Here is a 22,489-nt window from a genome sequence, read left to right as displayed (position 1 = left end):
TTGAGAATTTTTTAATGCGTATAATGGTTAAGATTTTTATATAATATATAAATCTATAATTTAACTTTTGTAGTGAAATCTATGACTTTATTAATAATCCCATAGAGGTAACCTGATATATTCTTTTCTTTCCCATATACTCCTGCTTACTATTCTCAAGATTAGTAAGTGTGGCGCGTGTCTTTTCCTTTTGTGCTTCTCCCTCTATATGAGTAAACTCAATACAATCTCCTACTTTGACTGAAACGGTTTGGCTCTCAGCATCTTGTTGTCTATTCCCTATAATTTCTTTATTGTACAAAATATTACCAGATAAATTCTGGACTTTAATGCTTGCATACGTATTACTAAAATAAGAATGGGGTATACCCGCTTCTAATTTAAGCTGCATTTTTTCTGTTGCTTTGTTATATTCTATTTTCGCGATTTCTCGATCATTATATCCCTTTAATGACCAAGCGAATTGATTTCCATCTAAAACCGTTGTTTCTGGCATTTTCTCTACTTTCTTCAAGCCTTCTTTTGTAACTTGATATCTTGCTGTTTTTCCAATGGTTTCATTTTTGTTATTTTCAAGGTTAATTAAAGTTGCTCGCGTTTTTTCCTTTGTTGCTTCTCCTTCTATATGGATAAATTCAATGTAATCCCCTACCTTGACGGGCACAGTTTGGTTTTCAGCATTTTGTTGTTTATTTCCCACGATTTCCTTATTGTACAGAACGTTACCAGAAGAATTCTGGACCTTAATACTCGCATACGTACTAGCAAAATAGGAATGTGGTACACCTGCTTCTAGTTTTACCTTCATCTCTTCTACCGTTTTATCATAATCTACTTTTGCAATTTCTCTATCACTATATCCTTTTAATGACCAGGCAAACTTGTTTCCTTCTAAAATTGTTGCTTCTGGCATTTTTTCTACTTTCTTCAGGCCTTCCTTTGTAACTTCGTATATTGCTTTTTTTCCAAAGCTCTCTTGTTTACTATTATCTACATTTGTAAGAGTGGCTCTATGTACACCTTCTAGATGTGTTAACTCTATATAATCGCCTACTTTGACTGGAACTTTTTGCGATTCAGCATTTTGCTGTTTGTTTCCATAAATATCTTTATTGTATACTACTTTCCCTGTTGCATTTTGCACTTTAATACTTGCATATGTACTATCAAAGTAGTCATGTGGTACACCTGCTTTTAGATCAATTTGCATTTCTTCTGTTGATTTATTTAAATTTACTTTCGCAAATTCAAAATCTCCAATCCCTTTCAGCGACCATGCAAATTCATTACCTTCAAAAATGTTTGGAGATTCATTTTTGATTTGTACCTTTTTCTCAACAGTTTGATCAAATATATCCGTTAATACAATTTTTGCATAAGCATTTGTTGGTAATGATATAGATTGACTGATTCCATTTTGATAAGATTTAATATCATTAATTACGTTAATAGGTTGGCCCGTCATATTTTCATTGTTATAAATTTCAATTTTCCCCTTAAATTGCGGTGTACTATTTTCTTTTAGTTTCCAAGATACATTTAATTTTTCATTTTCATAATATATAGATTGGATATCAAAATCTAGTTTTCCTATTTCAGGTTGAGTAGGTTGATTTAGCGTGAATATTTTTCCTGACCCAATAGTAGACTGCGTATTACCTCCTGCTTTGACCCATACATATTCTGAAGTAGATCCTCCATCATATTGATAAGTATTATCATGCGTTCCAGAAATACTTTGATTATTCCAAGAACTCCATTGTTTATCAACTAATTTTCGGCTATAACCATTTTTTAGGCGCGCTTCTCGAACATTCTGTCCACTATCAGCCCAGTCTTCTTGAAACATTCCTAATCCATGATTAAATGCAACATTAGCAACCGGAAAGTCCATAATTGCAATCTGATGCCATTTATTCTTTGTTACATCTTTCATCCATTGTCCAAATTTAGTATGACCATTTTCTTGCCATGAACGCATTGTCATTGTGTACCAATTGTAGTCTTTCCAACCATAAGTTGTTTGAACCTTCATTCCTGTTCCTTCTCCCCCAAAGGGTCCAGCTTGCGAATTCGGAGATAAGTATTCGGCCTTTATTGCTTCTTTTGAGGAAATTGGATCCCATAAGGCAAAATGTAAAGTACGTTTTCCATTTTCATCAAACCCACTTTGTTGTTGAAAACCAGCATATCCTCCAGCTTCACCACCTGCATTCCAGTTGTGTACAGCCCAGTACGTATAAGGTGGAGTCTGAACTGGTGACCAGTCTATACTAATAATATCTGAGGCAGGTATATTTTGGGGACTCACATAAACTGCTGGAGCAGCTGAATGTGTTGCAGCTTTAGTGTGCGAAATAGACGCTCCAAACATAGAAAACATGCTACATGCTGCGGTCATTATAATAACTTTATTAAATCTTTTCTTCGTTTTCTGACTAATCACTAATCTACATCCTTTTCTAATTTTTATTATTGAATAATAACTTAGTAGAGAAATCTATCAAAATTCAAACAACATCCAGTAAATCTTTAAAATACTGCCCCAATTTTATGTTGTTCTATCTTCACATCTAATTCTTACATGTTATTTGATTGTAAGTGGTTTCCATAAAGATAACGCAAATATCCAATTCGGGTCACCATTTCCTTGATGATTTTGAACCGCTTCATACACCGTCCCTTGATGTTCTACTTTATCGCCCTTTGTATATGCCTTCTTTGGATCCCATTTTTCATAAGATACATTTTGATCTTTGGTTTTTACCGGAAGAATTTCACTTTGAATTGATGTATTTCCAGCTGCATCTACAGCCTTTACTGCATATTTATATTCCTTATTAGCTGTTAAGTTTTGATCAATAAATGTCGTTCCTTGTACGGTTTGAATCAATTGTCCATCACGTAATACCTGATATTCTTTTACACCTATATTATCTGTAGAAGGATTCCATTTTAGCTCTACACTGTTAGAAGTAAGGTTACTTGCATATAATCCTTGTGGCTGTGTGGGCGCTTCTGTATCTGGTTTCGGATTAACAATTTGATTTACTTTTTTCAGGCCATCCTTTGTAACTTCATACATTACTTTTTTATCAAGGTTTTCACGTTTATTGTTATCTAAATTTATTAATGTTGCCCTCTCTCTGCCTTCTAAATGTGTAAGCTCAATAAGATCACCGGTCTTTACTGAAACTTTTTGTGTTCCAGCATTTTGCTGTTTATTCCCATAAAACTCCTTGTTATATACTACTTTACCTGATGTGTTTTGCACTTTAATACTTGCATATGTACTATCAAAGTAGTTATGTGGTACACCTGCTTTTAGATCAATTTGCATTTCTTCTGTTGATTTATTTAAATTTACTTTTGCGAATTCAAAATCTCCAATCCCTTTCAGCGACCATGCAAACTGGTTTCCTTCTAAAATATTATTTACATCAGGCATATCTGGTTTAATTGGATTAGAATCCGTACCCTTCCAAATCTCTGCTGTTAAAATTGGATATCCTAATGCAGCTACCTTTTGAATGGTATCGTTATTTGGACGTAATCCCCACTTCTCAAAGAAAGGAATCAAATTTTGTTTGGCTACTTTTGATGCTGAAATCATAAATAATTGTTTTTTATTTTCATCAGTTTGTGGAAGTTCACTTGAAGGCATGTCTCTATACAATTGATGCAATTTAGGATAAAAATCCTCTCCATACGCTAACTGTAGTTGCCAAAGCATAACAAGCTTTACAAAAACATCGCTAATTTCATCATAATTTTTATTCACTTGTTCTAAATATTGAAATGCTTTTGGATAAATTCCACTTTTCTCTAAGTTGGATGGTTGATTAAATGCTTTTTCTACAGAAAGGCTGTATATATTATTTTGTACTTCTGTCATATTATAAAACTTCCAGGGCGATTGTTGTCTCAAATGTCCTGCCTCATGCCAAGGGCCCCAGCCATCTGTTATAAATTTATTAATATCTAACACGTATTGGATTGCATCTCCTACATATGCTGTTCGATAAGAAGTTGCATACATATAATAATCAGGAGAATGATTTTCTTCTACGTAATGAACATAATGTTTATCTACTTGTTCTTCAGATAATCCAGCTACTTTGTCTTGAATTCGAGTAGCTTCATCCATCTTTTTTAAGAGTTGTACAGGATCTGTATTAGAACCCAACAAATATTTCTTAACACGTGCAGGGCTGGCCGTAATTAATACACGTTCGCCTTTTAACTCCACTGCATGTGCATTAGGATATTGGTCCAGCATGTTTATTAAATCTTGTTTCGTATGCTTTCCTAGTTCAAAGAAAGGCGTAGTCGTTCCACCTGTTGTGATTGTTGTTCGAATGGTACCACCTTGCTGTTTATTATAAAAATAAATCAGCCCCCCATTTGGAGATTGGATTGTGTTTACACCAGGTTTTAATGTAAATGATTTTATCTTAGAATCTTCTCTCCAAGAAGCATCATACGAATACGTTCCAATATATACCTGAATATCTTGATTACCTTCTACATTAATCGTTATTTGTTCATTTGGTTTTGCATATAAACCAGTTGGTTCATATGGACTAAATGCCATACTTTTTCTTTCCTGTTGTTTTAGTACCTCAACATCTCCTTTTCCTGGGACTGTAAATGTTATATTTTCTGATTTAACTGACTTTTCACTTTGCAGTGATGTCGATAAATTTTTTTGCTGCTCCTTTTGCTCCGCAAAGACATCTGATGAAGAAATCATTCCAGTCGCAAGCATAGTTACTGTAGCAGTAGCTGCAAGTATTTTTCTAGTTTTATGTTTTGAATTATTCCCCATATTATCTCCCTCATTTTTCCTTAGTACTCTTAAGGATTTTTTGTTTTCTTCTTCATGTTTTTACAATCTAAACTATTCATACTATTTAAGTTGTGTCTATTACTCTATATTTTTTCATAAATATCTCCTTTTCTTTATTTATTATTGTATATAAATGTTATTTGATGACACATTAAATAACAACTTTACGATAAACTCATCGATAACAGCCTATTATGTTTTGATTCTGTATTCTAAACTCCCATCTAATTGGAGAAATACACCCAATTGGAGAAATCAGTAAATAATTTTCAACATTTAAGGGTTGGAATCTCACAAAAAATTCATAAAACTTATTTACTTTAAAGGTTTAAACAATTGTGACCACATTTGTTTGAACCTCCACAATTTTTTTCTAAGCTATTCTCTAAAAATCTTATTTTTCGTTGTAAATAAACCTGATTGGTACTCTTTATGCAAAAGAAAAGATGGAATCTTTAATTCAACTCCACCTTTTTTCGAAATAAAAAGCATCTAATTCTATTTGAATTAGATGCTTACATTTAGTCCTTAGGCCTAATATTCTAAACTATTTACGCGTTTGTAAATCTTTTTTTATTACATCCCAGAGTGAATTATCTTGACGCATCGGTTTACCCTCTTCATCCCATTTTATTTTTCCTGTTCCCAATTCATAATCCATCCCTGTCCATGTGTCTTCACGAAATGCATAGAATGATTTATGCCAACCTTTTTGGTTGAAGATAGAAATAAGATCTTGCATGTATTGGGTAGCTCCTGGAACAGTACGGTTAATTCCAAACTCCTCTGCAATAATTCGATTAGATGATACATGATTTTTCTTAGACCATTGTTGGATTGGCTTCAAAAATTGCTCTAATCCCTGCTTATTCCACATTACAGGTTTCTCTAAATCTCCTACTTTTACTAATCCTGGATATTGATACTCCTTATTTTGTTTTTCACCTTGACTCGTTAATTCATATGGTTCATACATATGAAATGCATATAGGGTTTTTTTATCATTTACTGGTTTTAAATATTTAAAGGCCCATGGAGTAGCATATAAACCTGAATCTAAAATAATCGGTGTTTCTTGGTCTACTTCACGAATGGAATTGATTACTTTTTGATAAAATCTGTTTAAATCCGCTGTCGTTCCCTTCACTTTTGCATACCATTTCTCATAATCTTCCGTCCAAAAATCATTATATCTATTATTTTTAGCTGTTTCTGGATGTGGTTCATTTATAATATTATAACCAACCACCGCGGGGTGATCTTTTAATTCCAAAGCAAGATCCTTCCAAAATTGACTTGCTTGTTCTTGATACTTCTCTTCCTCCCATATTCTGTCGTCATTCTTGTTATTATTAAATTGGCGCCATCGATCACCAGGTAAGGATAACATTGTAAGAACAACTTTCATTCCTTGTGATTGTGCGGCATCTAAATCCGCCTTTAATTTTTCTAAATCCTCCTTTACTAATCCCTGATAGTTATCTGCATTACCTATCAGAAAATCCTTTCCAGAAGTATCTGGTTTATCCTCAAATAGAAAATCTTTATCTTTTGCCCATTTATCAGGTGCTAAACGTACATATTCAATATTAGCTTCTTTTGCACTTTTATAGTTTTCAGGTAATGACGTACTATTCATGAAATTAGTACCCTTTCTTTTCGAATCCCAAAAACTAATTTTTGAATCGCCTTTGTGGTATGTATCAGCTCTTACATTCATTTCCTGTACTCCGAAACTCATCATGCCTAATAACGCAACAATTGGCAAAATTTTTTTCACAACTTTTCCTTCTTTCTCTTTATATTTAACACACATAACATACCTTTGTTTTGTTACAGGAATATGGCAATTTCCCAAAAATTCTTTTTTAGTTTATAAGATCGCAGCGCATTCATAGAAATGAAAGAGATAATTAGAACATTGCTTCATTTTCAAAGAAACAAAAAAGGAATCCTTTACGGATTCCTTTTTGCAATTCACTCTTTTTCAAATGGTACATTTCGCACCTATTTTCAGTATACCTTATAATTCCTATAAAATAAATAAGATTAAATGAAATTCACTTCAAATTGTGATAGAAAACATAATTAAGAAGCGAAGATAACTAAATATTATCCCTTTTATTAAATAAAAAAGATTAAATAATTCCCCCTCCAAACTAGGACCCCTTTGCATTTTTTACAAATATTGTTATAATTAGATAAACCAGAGCATTACCCCATTAACAAAGGGACTCCATAATTGGAGTCCCTTTGTTAATTAGCTATTAAAAATGATAGCATGTGATTATTGTATAATTTCTTCCTTTTTTAGATCTGCATATTCTTCTACGAAATCCCATAAACCTTGCTTTTCGAAGTAAGAAACACTTTTTTCACTTCTTCTAAGAGTTTAATTGCTTCATATTCATTAAGAGAATGTAAAATATTGAAATGATATACATACTCTTCATTTCCTAATTCCATACAAACTGCTAATCCTTTTTCAAATTGCTTTAAGAATATACAAGCTGTCCCTAATGCGTTTTCACATGAAGCAATTTTCACCTCATATCCCATTAGCCCAAAATACAAGGAATATAGATACTTATTTTACTTTCAAAGGCTGAAACCTTGCTGCATAACTACTGAAAATAAACATAAGAAAGACGTTCAAATCCATATGGATAGAACGTCTTTTCACTTTACTTTATACAGATACTGATTTTTCACTTATTCATTTTGCATTGTACTTAAAAAATCGATAAATTCATCTTCATTTACAGGTTTACTGTAGTAATAGCCCTGAATTAGATAACATCCATTACGTTGTAACACTTTTAATTGTTCCTTCGTTTCCACCCCTTCTGCTATCACTTTCATGTTTAAAGTATGAGCAAGTGAAATAATGGTTTGTATAATTTCATCTCCATCAGTAGAAGTTCCGATCCTATTAACAAATTCTCTTGGAATTTTCAAAATATCAATTGGATAAAGAGGCAGATACGCTAGTGAAGAATAACCTGTACCAAAATCGTCAATTGATAAATGTACACCATATGATTTTAATACTTTTAACTTCGATAAGGTTTCTTTTTCATCTACCATTGCTATTCGCTCTGTTAATTCCAAATCAATTGAATTAGCAGGTACTCCTATCTCTTCTATGGTAGATATCATTGTTTGAACAAAATCTTTCTGTTCAAACTCTATAGCTGATAAATTTATCCCCATCTTTAGATTTGAATAGCCCGCAGAATGCCATTCTTTCAGTTGTCGACACGCTTTCTGTAACGTCCACTTCCCAATTGAAATAATCTGCGCCGTTTCTTCTGCGATAGGTATAAACTCAAAAGGAGAAATCAGCCCAAGCTCTGGATGTTGCCAGCGTATTAAAGCCTCTGCACCAATAACCTTACCTGCCTTACTATCAATTTGTGGTTGATACAATAAAAATAACTCATTATTTTCAATTGCATTTGGTAAATCCTGTTCTAATCGTAATCGACGAGTTACTTTTTGTGATAATGTCTCGTCATACATACAAACAGCATTGTTACCTTTTTCCTTTGCGCTATACATAGCGATATCAGCGTGTTGTAAAAGTGTAGTAGTATTTATTCCTCCAAATGGATACACTGCTATTCCTATACTAAGAGATAAGTAAAAACTATGCTGATTTACTACAAATGGTTCTTCAGTTATACGAAATAGAGTTTTACACAAATCCAATAGCTGTTGCTCTGTTTGGTTATGGACAATGATTGCAAACTCATCTCCACCTATTCTTGCTAGAGGAATAGTCGGTGACAGACATGTCCTAAAACGTTTGGCAACTTCTTTTAAAACTCTGTCACCAATCGAATGACCCAATGTATCATTAATGGTCTTAAAGCGATTTAAATCAATATACAGGAGCCCGAACTTATCCTGTGTTTTTTGTGCACGCTTAATGGATCTATCTAATTCTTGTTGGAAGAATATACGATTTCCAATCTCCGTCACCGTATCATGGAACGCAAGATAATTTATCTCATCCTGTTGTTGTTTCATCCTCGTTATGTCTTTTACCATTACATAACTCCCAAAGGTTTGTCCTTCTATCATAATAGGAACTATAGTGACATACCAAAAGAGAATATCCTTCTCATTGTTATTTTTCACACGTAACTGTAACGAAGATGAACTACATCGTTTCCCTTTCTTTATAGCCGATTCCAATTCAGATTTATCTTCATCTAAAAAAATAGAGAAGCTCTCTTTCCCTATTAATGCAGCACTTTCTTTTCCTAATAACATACTTCCAGCCTGGTTTATATTTAATACGATACCATTTGAATCAATCGTTAAAATAGGATCTGGATGATACTCATATAAAGACTTAAATCTCTCTTGATTTTTTACCAAATCATTAGATTTGTTTATTAAATCCCTTGTTCTTTGAGATACTGTTTGTTCTAATTGATTATTAAACACTTTTAAGGTCTCGGTTAAATCTTTGTTTTGCATTCGTACAATTGTATGACGAATCAGTACAAATACAAAAGCAATACAATTTCCCGTAATCAATGTAGCTGAAGAAGTTTGTTCTTTCAAAGTAAAGCCAATTAAGACTGCAACTGCAAGATAAGGAAATATGCCAAGAAGTTCCCTTCCAAATTTCGGGTTGACAATAAAATAATTTCTTTTAGAAGAAGTATTCTTTGGGATTGTAGCAGCAATAGCGATAAATAATAGGAAAACTCTATACAAACACCTTAATAATATAACTGAACGATCTGACAAATCATCTTGTAAGTAAAAATATAAGTAGTCCGTAATAGCCAATCCAGTTAATACTAAGATAAAAATAAACAATTTACTTTTTGCATTGAAAATAGCAGGTCGAAAGATTAGTGTAACTCCAAGTAATAGAAGTAATAAATCTATAATCGGAAAAATAAATGAAAGAAAAACATCTCCAATTGAAAAGAATAAGATATTTGCGGAAGGTTTATTAAATAGGTACCACTCTAATGTAAAAATAGCAGTAACAACAATGCATAAATCACAAAGTAAATACGCTCTCTCCCATTTGTTACATTCCATCATAATTTTATAAAAAAACGCAAAGAGAAAGAAAAATAAGAAAAACAACAAAAATATATCAGAGATATTAAAATTTTGTATTGGTAATTCTACATTAAGTACTTGAAAAGCAGATATGAAATTTCCTATCAGGAAACACCCTATCGCAATAATTATGCAAATCCAGAATACTCCTAACTTAATTTTTCTGGATAATATAGAATACAGTAATGAGATAAATACAGTAGTTTCAACGACTAAAGATGATATCCGGATATTAAAATCTGATACGAAATAATGATTCGGAAGAACAAATAAAAATATAAAGCAAAAGCTTATATAAGCTATTAAAGCCAATATCAATACATAAAATTGCACATATGCATTTTTACGCAATGGACTCACCTTCTTGAGTTTTTTCTATACTTTTATTAAGAAATGTCTTGATAGTAGCACAACTCCTACTAATTAAAATGTGTGCTACCTATTATCCATATTATGACCTTTTTAAAAGATTTCTTTCTACATACAACAGTCTTATTAACTTTTTGTAGATGTTTACAATTTTCAATACTGAGGATTCCAAAAAGGATCAGTTAAAAAATGTAGTTTTTCAAGTATTTGTGCATCATAAATTTGGATTGTATAACTTATCTACTCTTTAAATATGAGATAAAATCCAATCCTCTATTGAATTATAGTTAGTTGCTAACTGTCACACTTAAAAAGGAATGAAAATATACTATCTTTAACATAGAAATTCGAATTAGTTTTCGAAACTAACTGTAACTATTATAGTTACAACTTAGATTGATGTCAATTTCATATTTCCTCCTTACTCAAAGAATTATAAATAATCTAGGATTAGGTGAAGCTGAAGCTGATATTGCATCTCTCTAAAAAGAATGTTACTCTAAAAATAGAATTATGAAAGGAATGATGGATGAATAATGATTAACTAATTTATATTTTAAGTTGAATTTTATAACTTCAAACTACAAAATATAGGGTTAGTCTATCCATTTTTAAAATTCAGTTCATACTTTATTTGTCATGATTCAAATGATTAATAAGTACTTATTAAGTATAGACAAAAGACTAATCCTTCCGATTACAATTGGGAGATTTTTTTATTCCCGTTTATGTTAGTTGGAACTTATTAATTGTTAAATGTACCTAACAAATAAAGGAGCGAGAAAAATGAGTACTTCAGACACTATTGTTACACATGTAATGCTCTATATAAGTCGTTAATATCCATCAAACTTATATAGAGCAATTAAAAAATGGATGGATGTTCCGACTTTATATGAAACGTTTCGATATATAAAGGAGGAATTATTATGTCAATGATAAAAGTCCAAGATTTAACTTTTTCATACCCAGGTAGCTTTGATAATATTTTTGAAAGTGTAAACTTCCAAATAGATACGGATTGGAAGCTAGGATTTATCGGTAGAAACGGACGAGGTAAAACGACATTCTTTAATTTATTGTTAGGGAATTATGAGTATGGTGGGAAAATCCTTGCTTCGGTAGAATTCAATTACTTCCCCTACTCTGTTGCAGATAAGAACAAATTCACTTATGAAATCCTTGAAGAAATTTGTCCCCAAGCAGAAGATTGGGAATTTCTGCGTGAGATATCCTATTTAAATGTTGATGCTGAGGTCATATACAGACCATTTAAAACATTATCAAATGGGGAACAAACAAAGGTGTTGCTTGCTGCACTGTTTTTAAATGAGGGCCAATTCCTATTAATTGATGAACCAACAAATCACTTAGATACTGATGCACGAAAGATAGTCTCTGATTATCTAAGGAAGAAAAAAGGATTTATTTTAATTTCACATGACAGAATCTTTTTAGATGGGTGCGTTGACCATATCCTATCTATAAATAGAGCAAATATTGAAGTTCAGAGTGGTAACTATTCTTCTTGGAAGTTAAATTTTGATAGACAGCAAGAGCACGAAGAGGCTACAAATGAGCGTCTACAAAAAGACATAGGGAGATTAAAACAGTCTTCCAAGCGTTCAGCAAGTTGGTCTCATGATGTGGAAGCTTCAAAAAATGGAACGAGGAATTCAGGCTCTAAGTTGGATAAGGGGTTTGTAGGTCATAAAGCAGCCAAGATGATGAAAAGAGCAAAAAACCTTGAATCAAGACAACAAAAAGCTATTGAAGAAAAGTCAAAATTACTAAAAAATGTGGAGAAAACTGAGTCCTTAAAATTGGAACAATTACAATTTAAATCAAATGAATTGATTACTTTGGTTGATGTGTCCGTTAAGTACGATGACCAAATTGTGAATGATTCGATTAGCTTCATAGTTGAACAAGGTGACCGAATTGTACTTGATGGAACGAATGGGAGCGGAAAAAGTAGTATCCTAAAACTAATTCTAGGACATCCGATACAGCATACAGGCTTAGTTATTTTAGGTACAGGACTCATCATTTCCTATGTCCAACAAGATACTTCTCATTTAAAGGGATCGCTATCAGACTTTATTGAACAGCACAAGATTGATGAGACCTTATTTAAATCCATCCTACGTAAGATGGACTTTGACCGAATTCAATTTGAGAAAGATATATCTCATTATTCTGGTGGACAAAAGAAAAAACTGCTTATCGCTAAAAGCTTATGTGAAAAAGCTCATATATATATATGGGATGAACCACTAAATTTTATAGATATCTATTCCCGTATGCAAATCGAAGAGCTTATTCAACAATTTAATCCCACAATGGTTATTGTTGAGCATGATAAAGCATTTCAACAAACAGTTGCAACAAAAACTATATCTATGTAGCTCAAAACGAATACTTGAAAATATAATCAGCAAATTGAGTCATTGAATTATAAATACTTTAATGACGTGTTGAAAAAAGCCTAATTTCTCTACAATACATTGAGAAATTAGGCTTTAAATAGTAATAATAGAATTCATATACACTGAATAATTTACACGTTAGGTTTATCTGTTAATGCAGTAACAATCCTGTTCACTAAGTCTTCTGGTATCCATTCATGATTTGTATCATTCGTTTCATTTGGCCCTAAAGAATCAATAAACTTTTTAAACTTTGGAAATAAAACAATAGAAGTGATCCAATGTATCGTATGATTTATAGAGAAGAAATGAAAAACTCCTTGCTTTTCACCCTCCTGTAATATTTCTTTTAACTGTTCAAAATTACCTATGAAATACGGTTTAATCTTTTCTAATCGTGCACTTTCCTTAATAATCTCCTCATATGCCAATGATCCAATTTCAGGGTTCTCTTTTATATGTATAGTAAAAACCGTTAAATATTCTCTAAGGGCATCGATAGGATCAAATTGATTCTTCTCAAGAAAATTGGGTAGCTCATTAGCAAGGCCATATTTCTTAAATACCTCATAATATAGGTTTTCTTTCCCATTAAAATAGTAAGAAGCCATAGCAACATTCACTTTCGCTTCTTTTGCAATTTCTTGTATGCTCGTACCTTCGTAGCCACGCTCTCCAAATTTTTTCTTAGCAGCCTTTAAGATATTTTCCATCGTCTGCTCTCGAGATTTCCCCATTTCACACACCTCAAATAGTATATATTTCACTTCAAAAACCCAATAAGGACTTTGAATAGAGTATCTTTTTAATGAAATTTAATTATATATTTAAAGTGGTAACTTAACAACCGATGAGGTTCTGATTACTTTAAACAATATCCCCTTGCGTAGCATCAATAGCTTTCAACTACTTTACGCTCTTTTCTAATTGAGTAAAAGAATAGACAAAAAACATCTAATTTCATCTTAATTTCGTGCGCGAATAAAAACATAATAAGGACCAAAGTTTATTTATTTTATAGATAAACTTTGGTCCTTTCGTTACATTATACAAATTTAAAATAAACTAGCGTACTCGTATCTTGATGAGATAATTGTCCATCAATCGTCCATCATTTTCTGACTAAATCTGTTTAATCTCGATATAAGGTCCTTTAATGTTTAATTTGTTAATATCATTAGATATATTGCCTACAGTTGATTTTTCATTAAAAGTATAGACCTTTTCACCATTTACAAAGATACCCCAATTTTTATCTTCGTAACTGATACCATAACCAGCATTGCTAGACGTAGCTTGGAGTTGATTTCCATTCATTGAAAGAGATAATTTCCCTTTTCCTTTGTTAAGTTTATCATTCACACTGTTGATACTATTCATTTGTTCTTCAAGGGCTTTTTGTTTATCAAGAGTAACTTGATGGTTTTTCCAGTCTAATTTATAGTGGTTCGTAAAGAATTCATTATATGTATCTTTATTATTTGTTCCCCACCATTTTGAACTTACCCATTCGATATTGTACTGATCTGAAATTCTACGATTTGTTATTTTTAAATCTGATGTAGTTTCTGTTTTATCAGCAGTAATAACCGCTACTACGTTTGGAGAAAAACCATATCCTGTTAAAGCTGGTACTGTATCTTTTGAAACAAAATTATTCGTTCCTTCATTATAACTACGTGATTTCATAAATAGTTGATTACCATAGAAAGTATTGAATGAATCACGATTATAAATTCCCCACTCTGGGAAATTAAATGATTGGAATCCTACTTTCCAATTTAATTTTTTATCTGTGTGAGTCTCCAATACCGTTTTATAATCTACTTGATCATAAGATACACTTTCTTTCCAAGCAAAGCTACCTGTGATACTTGCATCGGCATTTGGCCCTTTATCATTTACTCCTACTTTAACACTTCCACCAAGTGTATACCCTACCTCAGAAGTGACCTTTGCTGAAGTCATTGTATTAACTGGGGCAGCTTTATGGAATTGAGCACTATCACCACTTGTTATTTCTGCTTCAGTATGATAGGCTGATGGCCATTTTAAACCTGCGTTATAGTATCCGCTATTAATTGTATATTTAGCATCTATATTACTACCATCGGTGGTAACAATTGCAATCTTTTTATCTGCGTAAGGATCCTCAATAAAAGAAACCTTTATTGAATTTTTGATATTTTGCTTCATGTCATAAGTAGTTTTAAAACTATTATAGACCTTCCCACCATTTTGAAGATTTTCTACAGTTCCTTTAGACTCTGCAAATGCAGATGTTGCTTGTAAACCAAATGATCCAGACATAATAACGGACGCTACCGCAACGCATTTAGCTATTTCTTTTGCTTTTTTCATACAGACAGCCACTCCTTCTTAAACATTTAAAAGATATAAATATATTATTTCTAGTTCACAAAAATAGAGATAGATTCATAGCCATACAATATAGAAATTCATTAACTTTATGACACTAACTAAAAACACATGTTTCACTAATCTTCCTCTCACTATTATTGATAACTATTATCAATATTATTAAAACATAAAGTAACGATTTAAACAACAATTTTAAATACAAATTTAAAATTGTTGTTTAAAAAAATACAAAAAAATTATAGAATTCTTCATTTCGAGAATTACTATATTTTCAATTACTTATTACAGCCTATATTCAGATACATTATTTCCTTTCCATTCATAATAATCTAAAATTCCTTCATAAATGGCTTCTGCTGCAATTTGTCTGCCATTTTCCGTAGATAATTTACTGTAATCAATACCATTATCTATAAACGCCAGTTCCGTCAACACAGCTGGCATGTCATTTTCTCTTATAACATGAAGGTCTCCATGTTTAACTCCTCTGTCTCGTGTTTGAAGTGCCTCTACTAAACGTGTTTGAATTTTTTCTGCTAAAACGCGACTTTCTTCCACATGAGGATTTGTTTTTTCGGATTTAGAAGATTTATAGTAATATGTTTCTGTCCCTTTTGCATTACCATTAAAAGCATTTGCATGTACGCTTATAAAGATATTACCCTGATTTTTCTTAGCAAATTTAACACGTTCCTGTAAAGAACTTTTTTGATCATGTCCTGGTCTATTATCAGATTGACGAGTTAATAAAACTGTAAATGGTGTATGCTTTTCAAGTAATTGTTGTAGACGTAAAGAAGTGTCTAGTACAATCTTACTTTCAGGTAATCCCTTTGTGGATTTCCCAGGATCTTCGCCACCATGTCCAGGATCAATAATGATTGTTTTACTTTCTAATGGGTTTTTTGGACGATGTTGCATCATATCTGTTTTTGCAGTAAGTTGAGCAGCTTCAGCACGTGTTATAAATCTATTTGGTTGCCAACCGTTCTCAGTACCATTGGAAATTTTCAAACCGATTAAAATATTGGCATATTTTTCTCCCCAATGCCCTTTTAAATCTTCAAATTTAACCTGCTCGTTATGATTTGATGTGCTTTGTAGTTTATATGCATTTACTAGCATCGTAGCCATAGCAGCGCGAGTTACTTTTCCGGATGGATTGAAGATTCCATTACCCTCACCTTTAACAATACCAGCTTTTTCAGCAGCAGCAATATACGGAGTAGCCCAGTGGTTTTGTGAATCTGTAAATGATGGTTTTGCATTAGAGTCAATTTGTATACCTAAAACTTTTGTCATAATTTTTGTAGCCGAAGCTCTGTCTAATGAGTCATTTGAACCGAAAGTTCCGTCTGGATAGCCATTCAATACCTGTTTATCAACTAAATAATTAACGGATTTGTCCGCCCATGCAGGAACATCTGGGAACTTATGAGTATTTGCAAATGTATTAGATGAGTAGGATAATAGACTTCCAGCAAGAATTCCTGTAGCAATTAATTTATATTTCAAAATGTAACACCTCTATCAATTTATTACAATTTGGTAAATATATCATTTATAATTAATCTTTAAATAATACGACTTTGAATAAAGAATAGATCACGTTATTTATATCGCTATATATAGTATAACGAATTTAAAATCGAACTATTACTCCAAAAATAATCCTCGGACATACACTTATAGATAGAGATTATTAAATATACTCACCAATATTGTGTAACCAGTATAGTTACTTATACATACGAGTGTCAATTAAAATAACCTTACAATTTTGTAAGATAACCACCTTAATAGTAAACAAAGTAATTATTAAATAATATAAATAGTTACTAGATATAATAAAATAACAACCTTAAATTTTGAAAAAAGACTAATTATTTTGATAGGAAAATAACTTATAACACCAACATTTTTAACAATGCTTTTGAATCCTACTTTACTCTATAATTCTCTGTTATATTCCAACGTGAATGCTCCTATAATATAGTCAATTGCTGCAATGAATACTACAAACTTATAACATTGTATTCCCTCAAAAAACATCTCTAGAAGCCACCTAAAGTAGCCTATATTAATAAATTCACACAATCCATCTTTTCATTCCCTTAAGACATCCTCAAATTTTACAAGGAATGAAAAAAGAAGAGGGAGACCTTCCCTCTTCACCAAAAAAATTAAAAAACACCTTAATTTATATCCCCTGCCTTTTACAATCTCACGTCTATTGATAGCCAGTTTAATTCTTCAATTCTATTTTCATAGATTCATGTATTCTTCTAAAGTCTGCTTTTGTTTATATATATTTTCAGCAATATCTCCTACATAGCGAATATGCCAAGGTTCATATGCATAACCTGTAATACTTTCCTTTCCCTTAGGATAACGAATGATAAACCCTGCGCGATGCGCGTTTTCTTTCAGCCATTTTCCTTCCTTCGTATTAGCAAAGGATAACTCTAGTTCATTGTTCGCACTTTTAGAAGAAACGTCCATTGTTAACCCTGTTTGATGTTCGCTATGTCCTGGTTTTGCCGAGAAGCGATCCGTATGCTCTTGTCCTTTTCTTTTCACATTGTTTGTATACAATCGTTGTTGATAGTCATAGGAACGAAATCCCGAAACAGCATTTAACTGAATCCCCTCCTGCTTTGCTAAATCAAATAACTTTTCCAGTGCTTCTGCCGCCTCTTTACGGAGGTGACTCTTTTCTACCGTTCCACTAAATGAGAATGGTACATTTGGTACAACTAAATCCTCTGGTTTATAGTCTTCGGGTAATCCATATTCCTTATTAACTACAGCCTGTATACTAGCAAAAGAACTTTCATTGTATTTTGATTGCCCTTTTCCTCTACTATCTTTCTCTTTATTTATGGAGTTTTCACGAGATTCATAGTTCGTCTTATCTGGTTCTTTACCAATAGATTGATTGGTGTAAATTATAAAGATACCTAACATCATAATTACACAAATGAAAATTCCTACTAATTTAAGTCTCATTATTCATTTCCTTCCTGCAACTCTTACTATTTCTCGTTCATAATATCTCAACCATATCAAATTCATATTAATTTGAAGTGAACTTTTGTTCTTACCATATTTCTTAATAGAAAGACTGTATATCCTTCTATTTGTTTGACATCATTAAGATGCTCACAAATATAAATAAATTCTATTCCTACATATAGATAAAAAATCTAAAAATTTATATAATAAGATTAGAAGTGTAGCGTATTATTATTGAAGGGTCTTGGTATAATGCTAGGCATTAATGTAAAAAAAACAAATGAAGAGTTAATTATTTCATGGCAATTGACGGAGATTACAATTCCATTACGTGATGTGATTGAGATTACCGAAGATGCTACCTATGCTGGTGTTGAAGAAGTAGATGTCATACGTATTGGAACAGCTTATGGGACAACAGATCGTATTTTAATTAAAACAGTAAAACAAAATTATGTATTATTTACTACAAATAAATTTGCTATTTTAAATGCCATTCACGCTTGAATATAGGAGTCTTCTTGGCTAAAATGATAAAAATAAGCACATCTTGTTATAAAAACAGATGTGCTTATTTTTTAATTTCTATGCATTTTTACGTTTTAAGAAAATCACTCCACCAACAATTAACAGTAATGCGCCTGCAGCCATAGATATCCAACTTGTAAGATTAGTACCTGTTTGCGGTAACCATCCAATTTTAGATTGAATTTCTTGCTTAGGTTGTGGTTGTTCTTTTACTTGCTCGTTAGGCTGCTCTGGTGTTGGAGTATTTTTATCTGAATTTGGCTGTTCTGGTTTAGGTTGTTCCGGCTTTACCTCTTTAAATTTCACTGTTTGTTCCTTATCTTCAATTTCAGCGTGAATAGCTACTAATATATTATCTTGATACAGTTCTTCAAATACTACTACTTCTTTACCTTGTAATGCAGAAGCATTAAATGTGAAATCTAGTGTGATAGAACCATTCTTCTCTTTAGCAATAAACTTAGATTCTACTGTTACTTCTTTTCCATCAACTAATAATGGCTTGTTTGTTGCTTTATCCATCAGTTTACCTTTTACAACATACTCTTTACCCACGATTAAGTCTTTGTATTCCACTTTATCTTGGATTGTTACAGATTTAGAAGCGTCTAACTCTTTAGAACCATCAGCTTTGTTTGTTGCTGTCGTTTTAATAGAAGGTTCTACAAATCGAACTGTTTGACCTACATCGTTAATGTCAGCATGTGTGGCAATTACTTGACCTTCATGTAATAAGTCTTCAAACACGACTACTTCTCTTCCTTGCTGTTCAGCACCAACAAAAGTAAAGTCTAATGTTACAAAACCGTTCTTTTCTTTTGCAGTAAACTTCGTTTCAGCTGTTACTTCTTTTCCATCAATTAATAATGGTTTGTTAATAGCTTTGTTCATTAGTTTACCTTTTACAGTGTACTCTTTACCTACAACTAAGTTAGTATACTCCACTTTGTCTTGAATAGTGATAGAATCCTTTGAATGAATCTCTTTTCCACCATCAGCTTTGTTTGTTGCTGTCGTTTTTACTGATGGCTTAACGAACTTAACTGTTTGACCTTTATCATTGATATCAGCATGTGTTGTAACAATTTTTCCTTCTTTCAATAACTCTTCGAATACTACTACCTCTTTTTCTTCTAAACCAGTTGCATCAAATGTGAAGTCTAATGTAATAGAGCCATTTGCTTCTTTTGGTGTAAACTTCGTTTCAGCTGTTACTTCTTTACCATTTACAACTAATGGTTTATTAGTCTCTTTATTCATTAATTTACCTTTTAAAGTGTATTCTTTACCTACTTGTAGGTCTTTGTATTCCACTTTATCTTGGATTGTTACAGACTTAGACGTGTGTATTTCTTTTGTACCATCTGTTTTATCAGTAGCTGTTGTTTTTATTGAAGGAATCTTTTCATCTTTGACAATGTGTTTAATGATTTGACCATTCTCTTTAATTTCAAAAGAGAACGTTTCTTCATTTAATACATAACCTTTTGGCGCAACAGTTTCTTTATATGTGTATTTTCCAAATGGTAATTTTTCAAATTTAGCGATTCCTTTATCGTCTGTTTTTCCTTTTACTACTTCTTTTCCTACTTCGTTATAAATCGTAAATTCTGCATTTGGAAGCTTGTTATTTCCATCAGCTACATCTACCTTTGTAATTTCTAGATCACCTTTGATAAGATGATTAACTGCCAATAACTCAATAATCTTCCCATGTTCCTTTATTTCGAACATAATTGGTTCTTTAACAAGAACGTAACCATGTGGAGAAGCCTTTTCTACAAATGAATATTTACCATACGCTAAATCTTTGACGTTAATCTCGCCATTTTTATCTGTCTTATATTCCCCAACTACTTTTCCACTTTCATCTTTCAATTCAAATACTGCACCTTCTAATTTTTTGCTAATATCTTCATTATCTACTTTTAGTAATTTTACACTACCTTTCACTTCGGTATTTTCCACTGTAAAAGTAAGTGTTTTATTGTGCTCTTTAATTTCAAAAGGATACTTTGTTTTATTTCCAATATATCCATTAGGTGTTTTTGTCTCTAAGAAATAATACTTACCATACGTAAGACCTTCAACGTTTGCAATTCCATTTTCTTTTGTTACTACTTTTTGCACTTCTTTTCCATCTTCAGTAAAGACTGTGAATTCAACATTTGGTAAAACCTTTCCTGAATCACTGAGCTTTTTAATTTCGATGTTACCTTTTACTTTGTTATTTACTATTTGGACAGCTCCTGTTTCTCCTGTCTTAACTTCAATAGTTTGTAGTTTATCATCTGAAACATAGCCTGTTGGTGCTTTAATTTCTTTTAATGTGTAAGTACCAATTGGTAAGTTGTTTAATTCTGCCATACCATCAGCACCAGTCGTGATTTTTCCAACTGATTCATTATTTGCATTAAAGACCTCAAATACTGCATCAGCTAAAACTTCTCCATTTTCTCCAACCTTTTTAATTTTTAAAGAACCAGCTGCTTCCCAATTTACTGCAAGATCACTACTAAGCTTTTCTTCATTTCTTTCTAATAGTACTGTAGCGTTCTGAACAGTATCCGTACCACGGTAAGCAATTGCTTGAACTTTAGTTAAATTAGCAGCTACACTTAAATTAAATTCACCCGTTTTTGTATTCTTAGGAATTTGGATACGAAATTTTTCTCCAACTGAAAGCTGATCTTTCACTTCTCCATTTTCACTAACAATTCTAACTCCATTAGGTGCATTTTTCGCTACTACCTTATAAGAACCACTCTTAGCATTTGTTTGTACTGAATATAGATTTGTTTCGAAGAATTCACCCTTTAATTCTGCTTTTTGCTTTTCAGCAGGAATCACATTCATAAAAACATCTTGAGTCTCTTCACTATTATTAGCATTACTAATAATAGCCTTAGCTGCTTTTTCAACATTTTTATTCTCATGTTTTAATTCATTTACATCGAGTTGACCTAATGCATTCCAAACCGCAAGTTGCGTTGCATAATGCGCTTCATTTTTATTAGCTACTCCCAGCTGTTCAGCACTTTTTTGTGGGAAACCATTTAATAAGACTCTATATACTACATTATCTGTTTTCCCCATTTCAGGAAGATCTTCACCATTTGGTGATTTTAATCCAAGAGTTAAGCAATAAGCAATTTGACCACTTGAATTTTTAATCATTTCAGTGCGAATGTACTTACCTAGACTATTACTATAACTCCAGTCCATTGAATATTTCTCATGCATCATAACCTCTGCACTAGCCCTAGGTAAAAATACATTAAGGAATAATGCCAGTACTGATAATAATGTAAAAACTCTTATAATGACTCTCTTACCCAATTTTGTAACCTCCCTAGAATAAATTAATCCGAGTATATATCGCAATATCTAAAACATTCACGATCGACCCGATTATCATTATAAAACAATAAATTACAAATATTAAATAATTTTAATGAAATAGTCAAAAAATTTACACATTTTATTATTTATCAAGTTTTTTAACGAATTTACTATATACAAATTCTAAAACACGCCTACAAGTTAAAAGACAAATATGTATGTTAAATATATAAATACCAATTCCTTCACTTCAGTTATTAAGCTTTCCCCCTATTAAAAATAGCCTTTTCATTTTCTGGTTAATCCGAATAATTTATACACCTCTTTTAATCTATTAATTCTCTATTACGCTCCTTCATTGAGATATAAGGGTGACTCCTCATTTAAAGAATAAAGTAAAACTTTATTCAGCTCGATCCCCATCTAACTTCTTTACTTTCATTGAATTTTTGGGCGTGAGTCTTACTGCCCACAAATAGCGGGA

General features: G+C 32.0%; 12 protein-coding genes. 2 read left to right on the top strand and 10 right to left on the bottom strand.

Annotation, left to right across the window (positions count from 1 at the left end):
- Positions 1-79: 79 nt before the first annotated feature.
- From OXT04_RS20030 to OXT04_RS20010, 5 genes are all read right to left on the bottom strand, one after another.
- On the bottom strand, positions 80-2,446 hold the full coding sequence (locus tag OXT04_RS20030; protein ID WP_097821379.1) for a putative mucin/carbohydrate-binding domain-containing protein: 2,367 nt from the start codon (positions 2,444-2,446) through the stop codon (positions 80-82).
- 141 nt (positions 2,447-2,587) lie between these two features.
- The gene (locus OXT04_RS20025; RefSeq protein ID WP_000527910.1) at positions 2,588-4,828 is read right to left on the bottom strand and encodes a M60 family metallopeptidase; all 2,241 of its coding nucleotides are present in this window, start codon (positions 4,826-4,828) and stop codon (positions 2,588-2,590) included.
- A gap of 568 nt (positions 4,829-5,396) precedes the next feature.
- A complete protein-coding gene (locus OXT04_RS20020; RefSeq protein ID WP_000337846.1) occupies positions 5,397-6,665 on the bottom strand; it encodes a glycoside hydrolase family 5 protein in 1,269 nt (422 codons plus the stop codon).
- 512 nt (positions 6,666-7,177) lie between these two features.
- Positions 7,178-7,408: a hypothetical protein gene (locus OXT04_RS20015; RefSeq protein WP_029948057.1), complete on the bottom strand. Its 231-nt coding sequence runs from the start codon at positions 7,406-7,408 to the stop codon at positions 7,178-7,180.
- A gap of 153 nt (positions 7,409-7,561) precedes the next feature.
- Positions 7,562-10,291: a sensor domain-containing protein gene (locus OXT04_RS20010; protein WP_267417013.1), complete on the bottom strand. Its 2,730-nt coding sequence runs from the start codon at positions 10,289-10,291 to the stop codon at positions 7,562-7,564.
- Between the two features lie 947 nt (positions 10,292-11,238).
- Between OXT04_RS20010 and OXT04_RS20005 the strand changes: the two genes are divergently transcribed.
- Positions 11,239-12,717, top strand: coding sequence for an Lsa family ABC-F type ribosomal protection protein (locus OXT04_RS20005; RefSeq protein ID WP_000061792.1), 1,479 nt, complete (start codon positions 11,239-11,241; stop codon positions 12,715-12,717).
- Between the two features lie 152 nt (positions 12,718-12,869).
- On the opposite strand, the gene hlyIIR is transcribed toward OXT04_RS20005, so the two are convergent.
- The 4 genes from hlyIIR to OXT04_RS19985 all read right to left on the bottom strand — a co-directional run bounded on the left by hlyIIR (position 12,870) and on the right by OXT04_RS19985 (position 18,129).
- Positions 12,870-13,475 (bottom strand): hemolysin II regulator HlyIIR, encoded by a 606-nt coding sequence (hlyIIR, locus tag OXT04_RS20000; protein ID WP_267417009.1) that lies wholly within the window; start codon positions 13,473-13,475, stop codon positions 12,870-12,872.
- Positions 13,476-13,860: 385 nt separating this feature from the next.
- Positions 13,861-15,099 (bottom strand): hemolysin II HlyII, encoded by a 1,239-nt coding sequence (gene hlyII, locus OXT04_RS19995; protein WP_000709371.1) that lies wholly within the window; start codon positions 15,097-15,099, stop codon positions 13,861-13,863.
- A gap of 303 nt (positions 15,100-15,402) precedes the next feature.
- Positions 15,403-16,635: an N-acetylmuramoyl-L-alanine amidase gene (locus tag OXT04_RS19990; RefSeq protein WP_000875659.1), complete on the bottom strand. Its 1,233-nt coding sequence runs from the start codon at positions 16,633-16,635 to the stop codon at positions 15,403-15,405.
- A 750-nt stretch (positions 16,636-17,385) separates the two neighbouring features.
- Positions 17,386-18,129 carry a M15 family metallopeptidase gene (locus OXT04_RS19985; RefSeq protein ID WP_001237442.1) on the bottom strand — a complete coding sequence of 248 codons (744 nt, stop codon included), beginning with the start codon at positions 18,127-18,129 and terminating at the stop codon, positions 17,386-17,388.
- A 258-nt stretch (positions 18,130-18,387) separates the two neighbouring features.
- On the opposite strand from OXT04_RS19985, the gene OXT04_RS19980 reads away from it, so the two are divergent.
- On the top strand, positions 18,388-18,642 hold the full coding sequence (locus tag OXT04_RS19980) for a SunI/YnzG family protein (RefSeq protein ID WP_267417002.1): 255 nt from the start codon (positions 18,388-18,390) through the stop codon (positions 18,640-18,642).
- A gap of 78 nt (positions 18,643-18,720) precedes the next feature.
- Here the strand turns inward: OXT04_RS19980 and OXT04_RS19975 are convergent, their stop codons facing one another.
- Positions 18,721-22,002 carry a VaFE repeat-containing surface-anchored protein gene (locus OXT04_RS19975; RefSeq protein WP_097821385.1) on the bottom strand — a complete coding sequence of 1,094 codons (3,282 nt, stop codon included), beginning with the start codon at positions 22,000-22,002 and terminating at the stop codon, positions 18,721-18,723.
- Positions 22,003-22,489 lie beyond the last annotated feature (487 nt).

It is taken from the genome of Bacillus sp. GC_Bacil_1 (genome assembly GCF_026540675.1).
In the GTDB taxonomy this organism is placed as follows: domain Bacteria; phylum Bacillota; class Bacilli; order Bacillales; family Bacillaceae_G; genus Bacillus_A; species Bacillus_A cereus.
The sequence above is the reverse complement of the archived record's forward strand: the minus strand, read 5'-3'. Positions and strand labels throughout refer to the sequence as shown.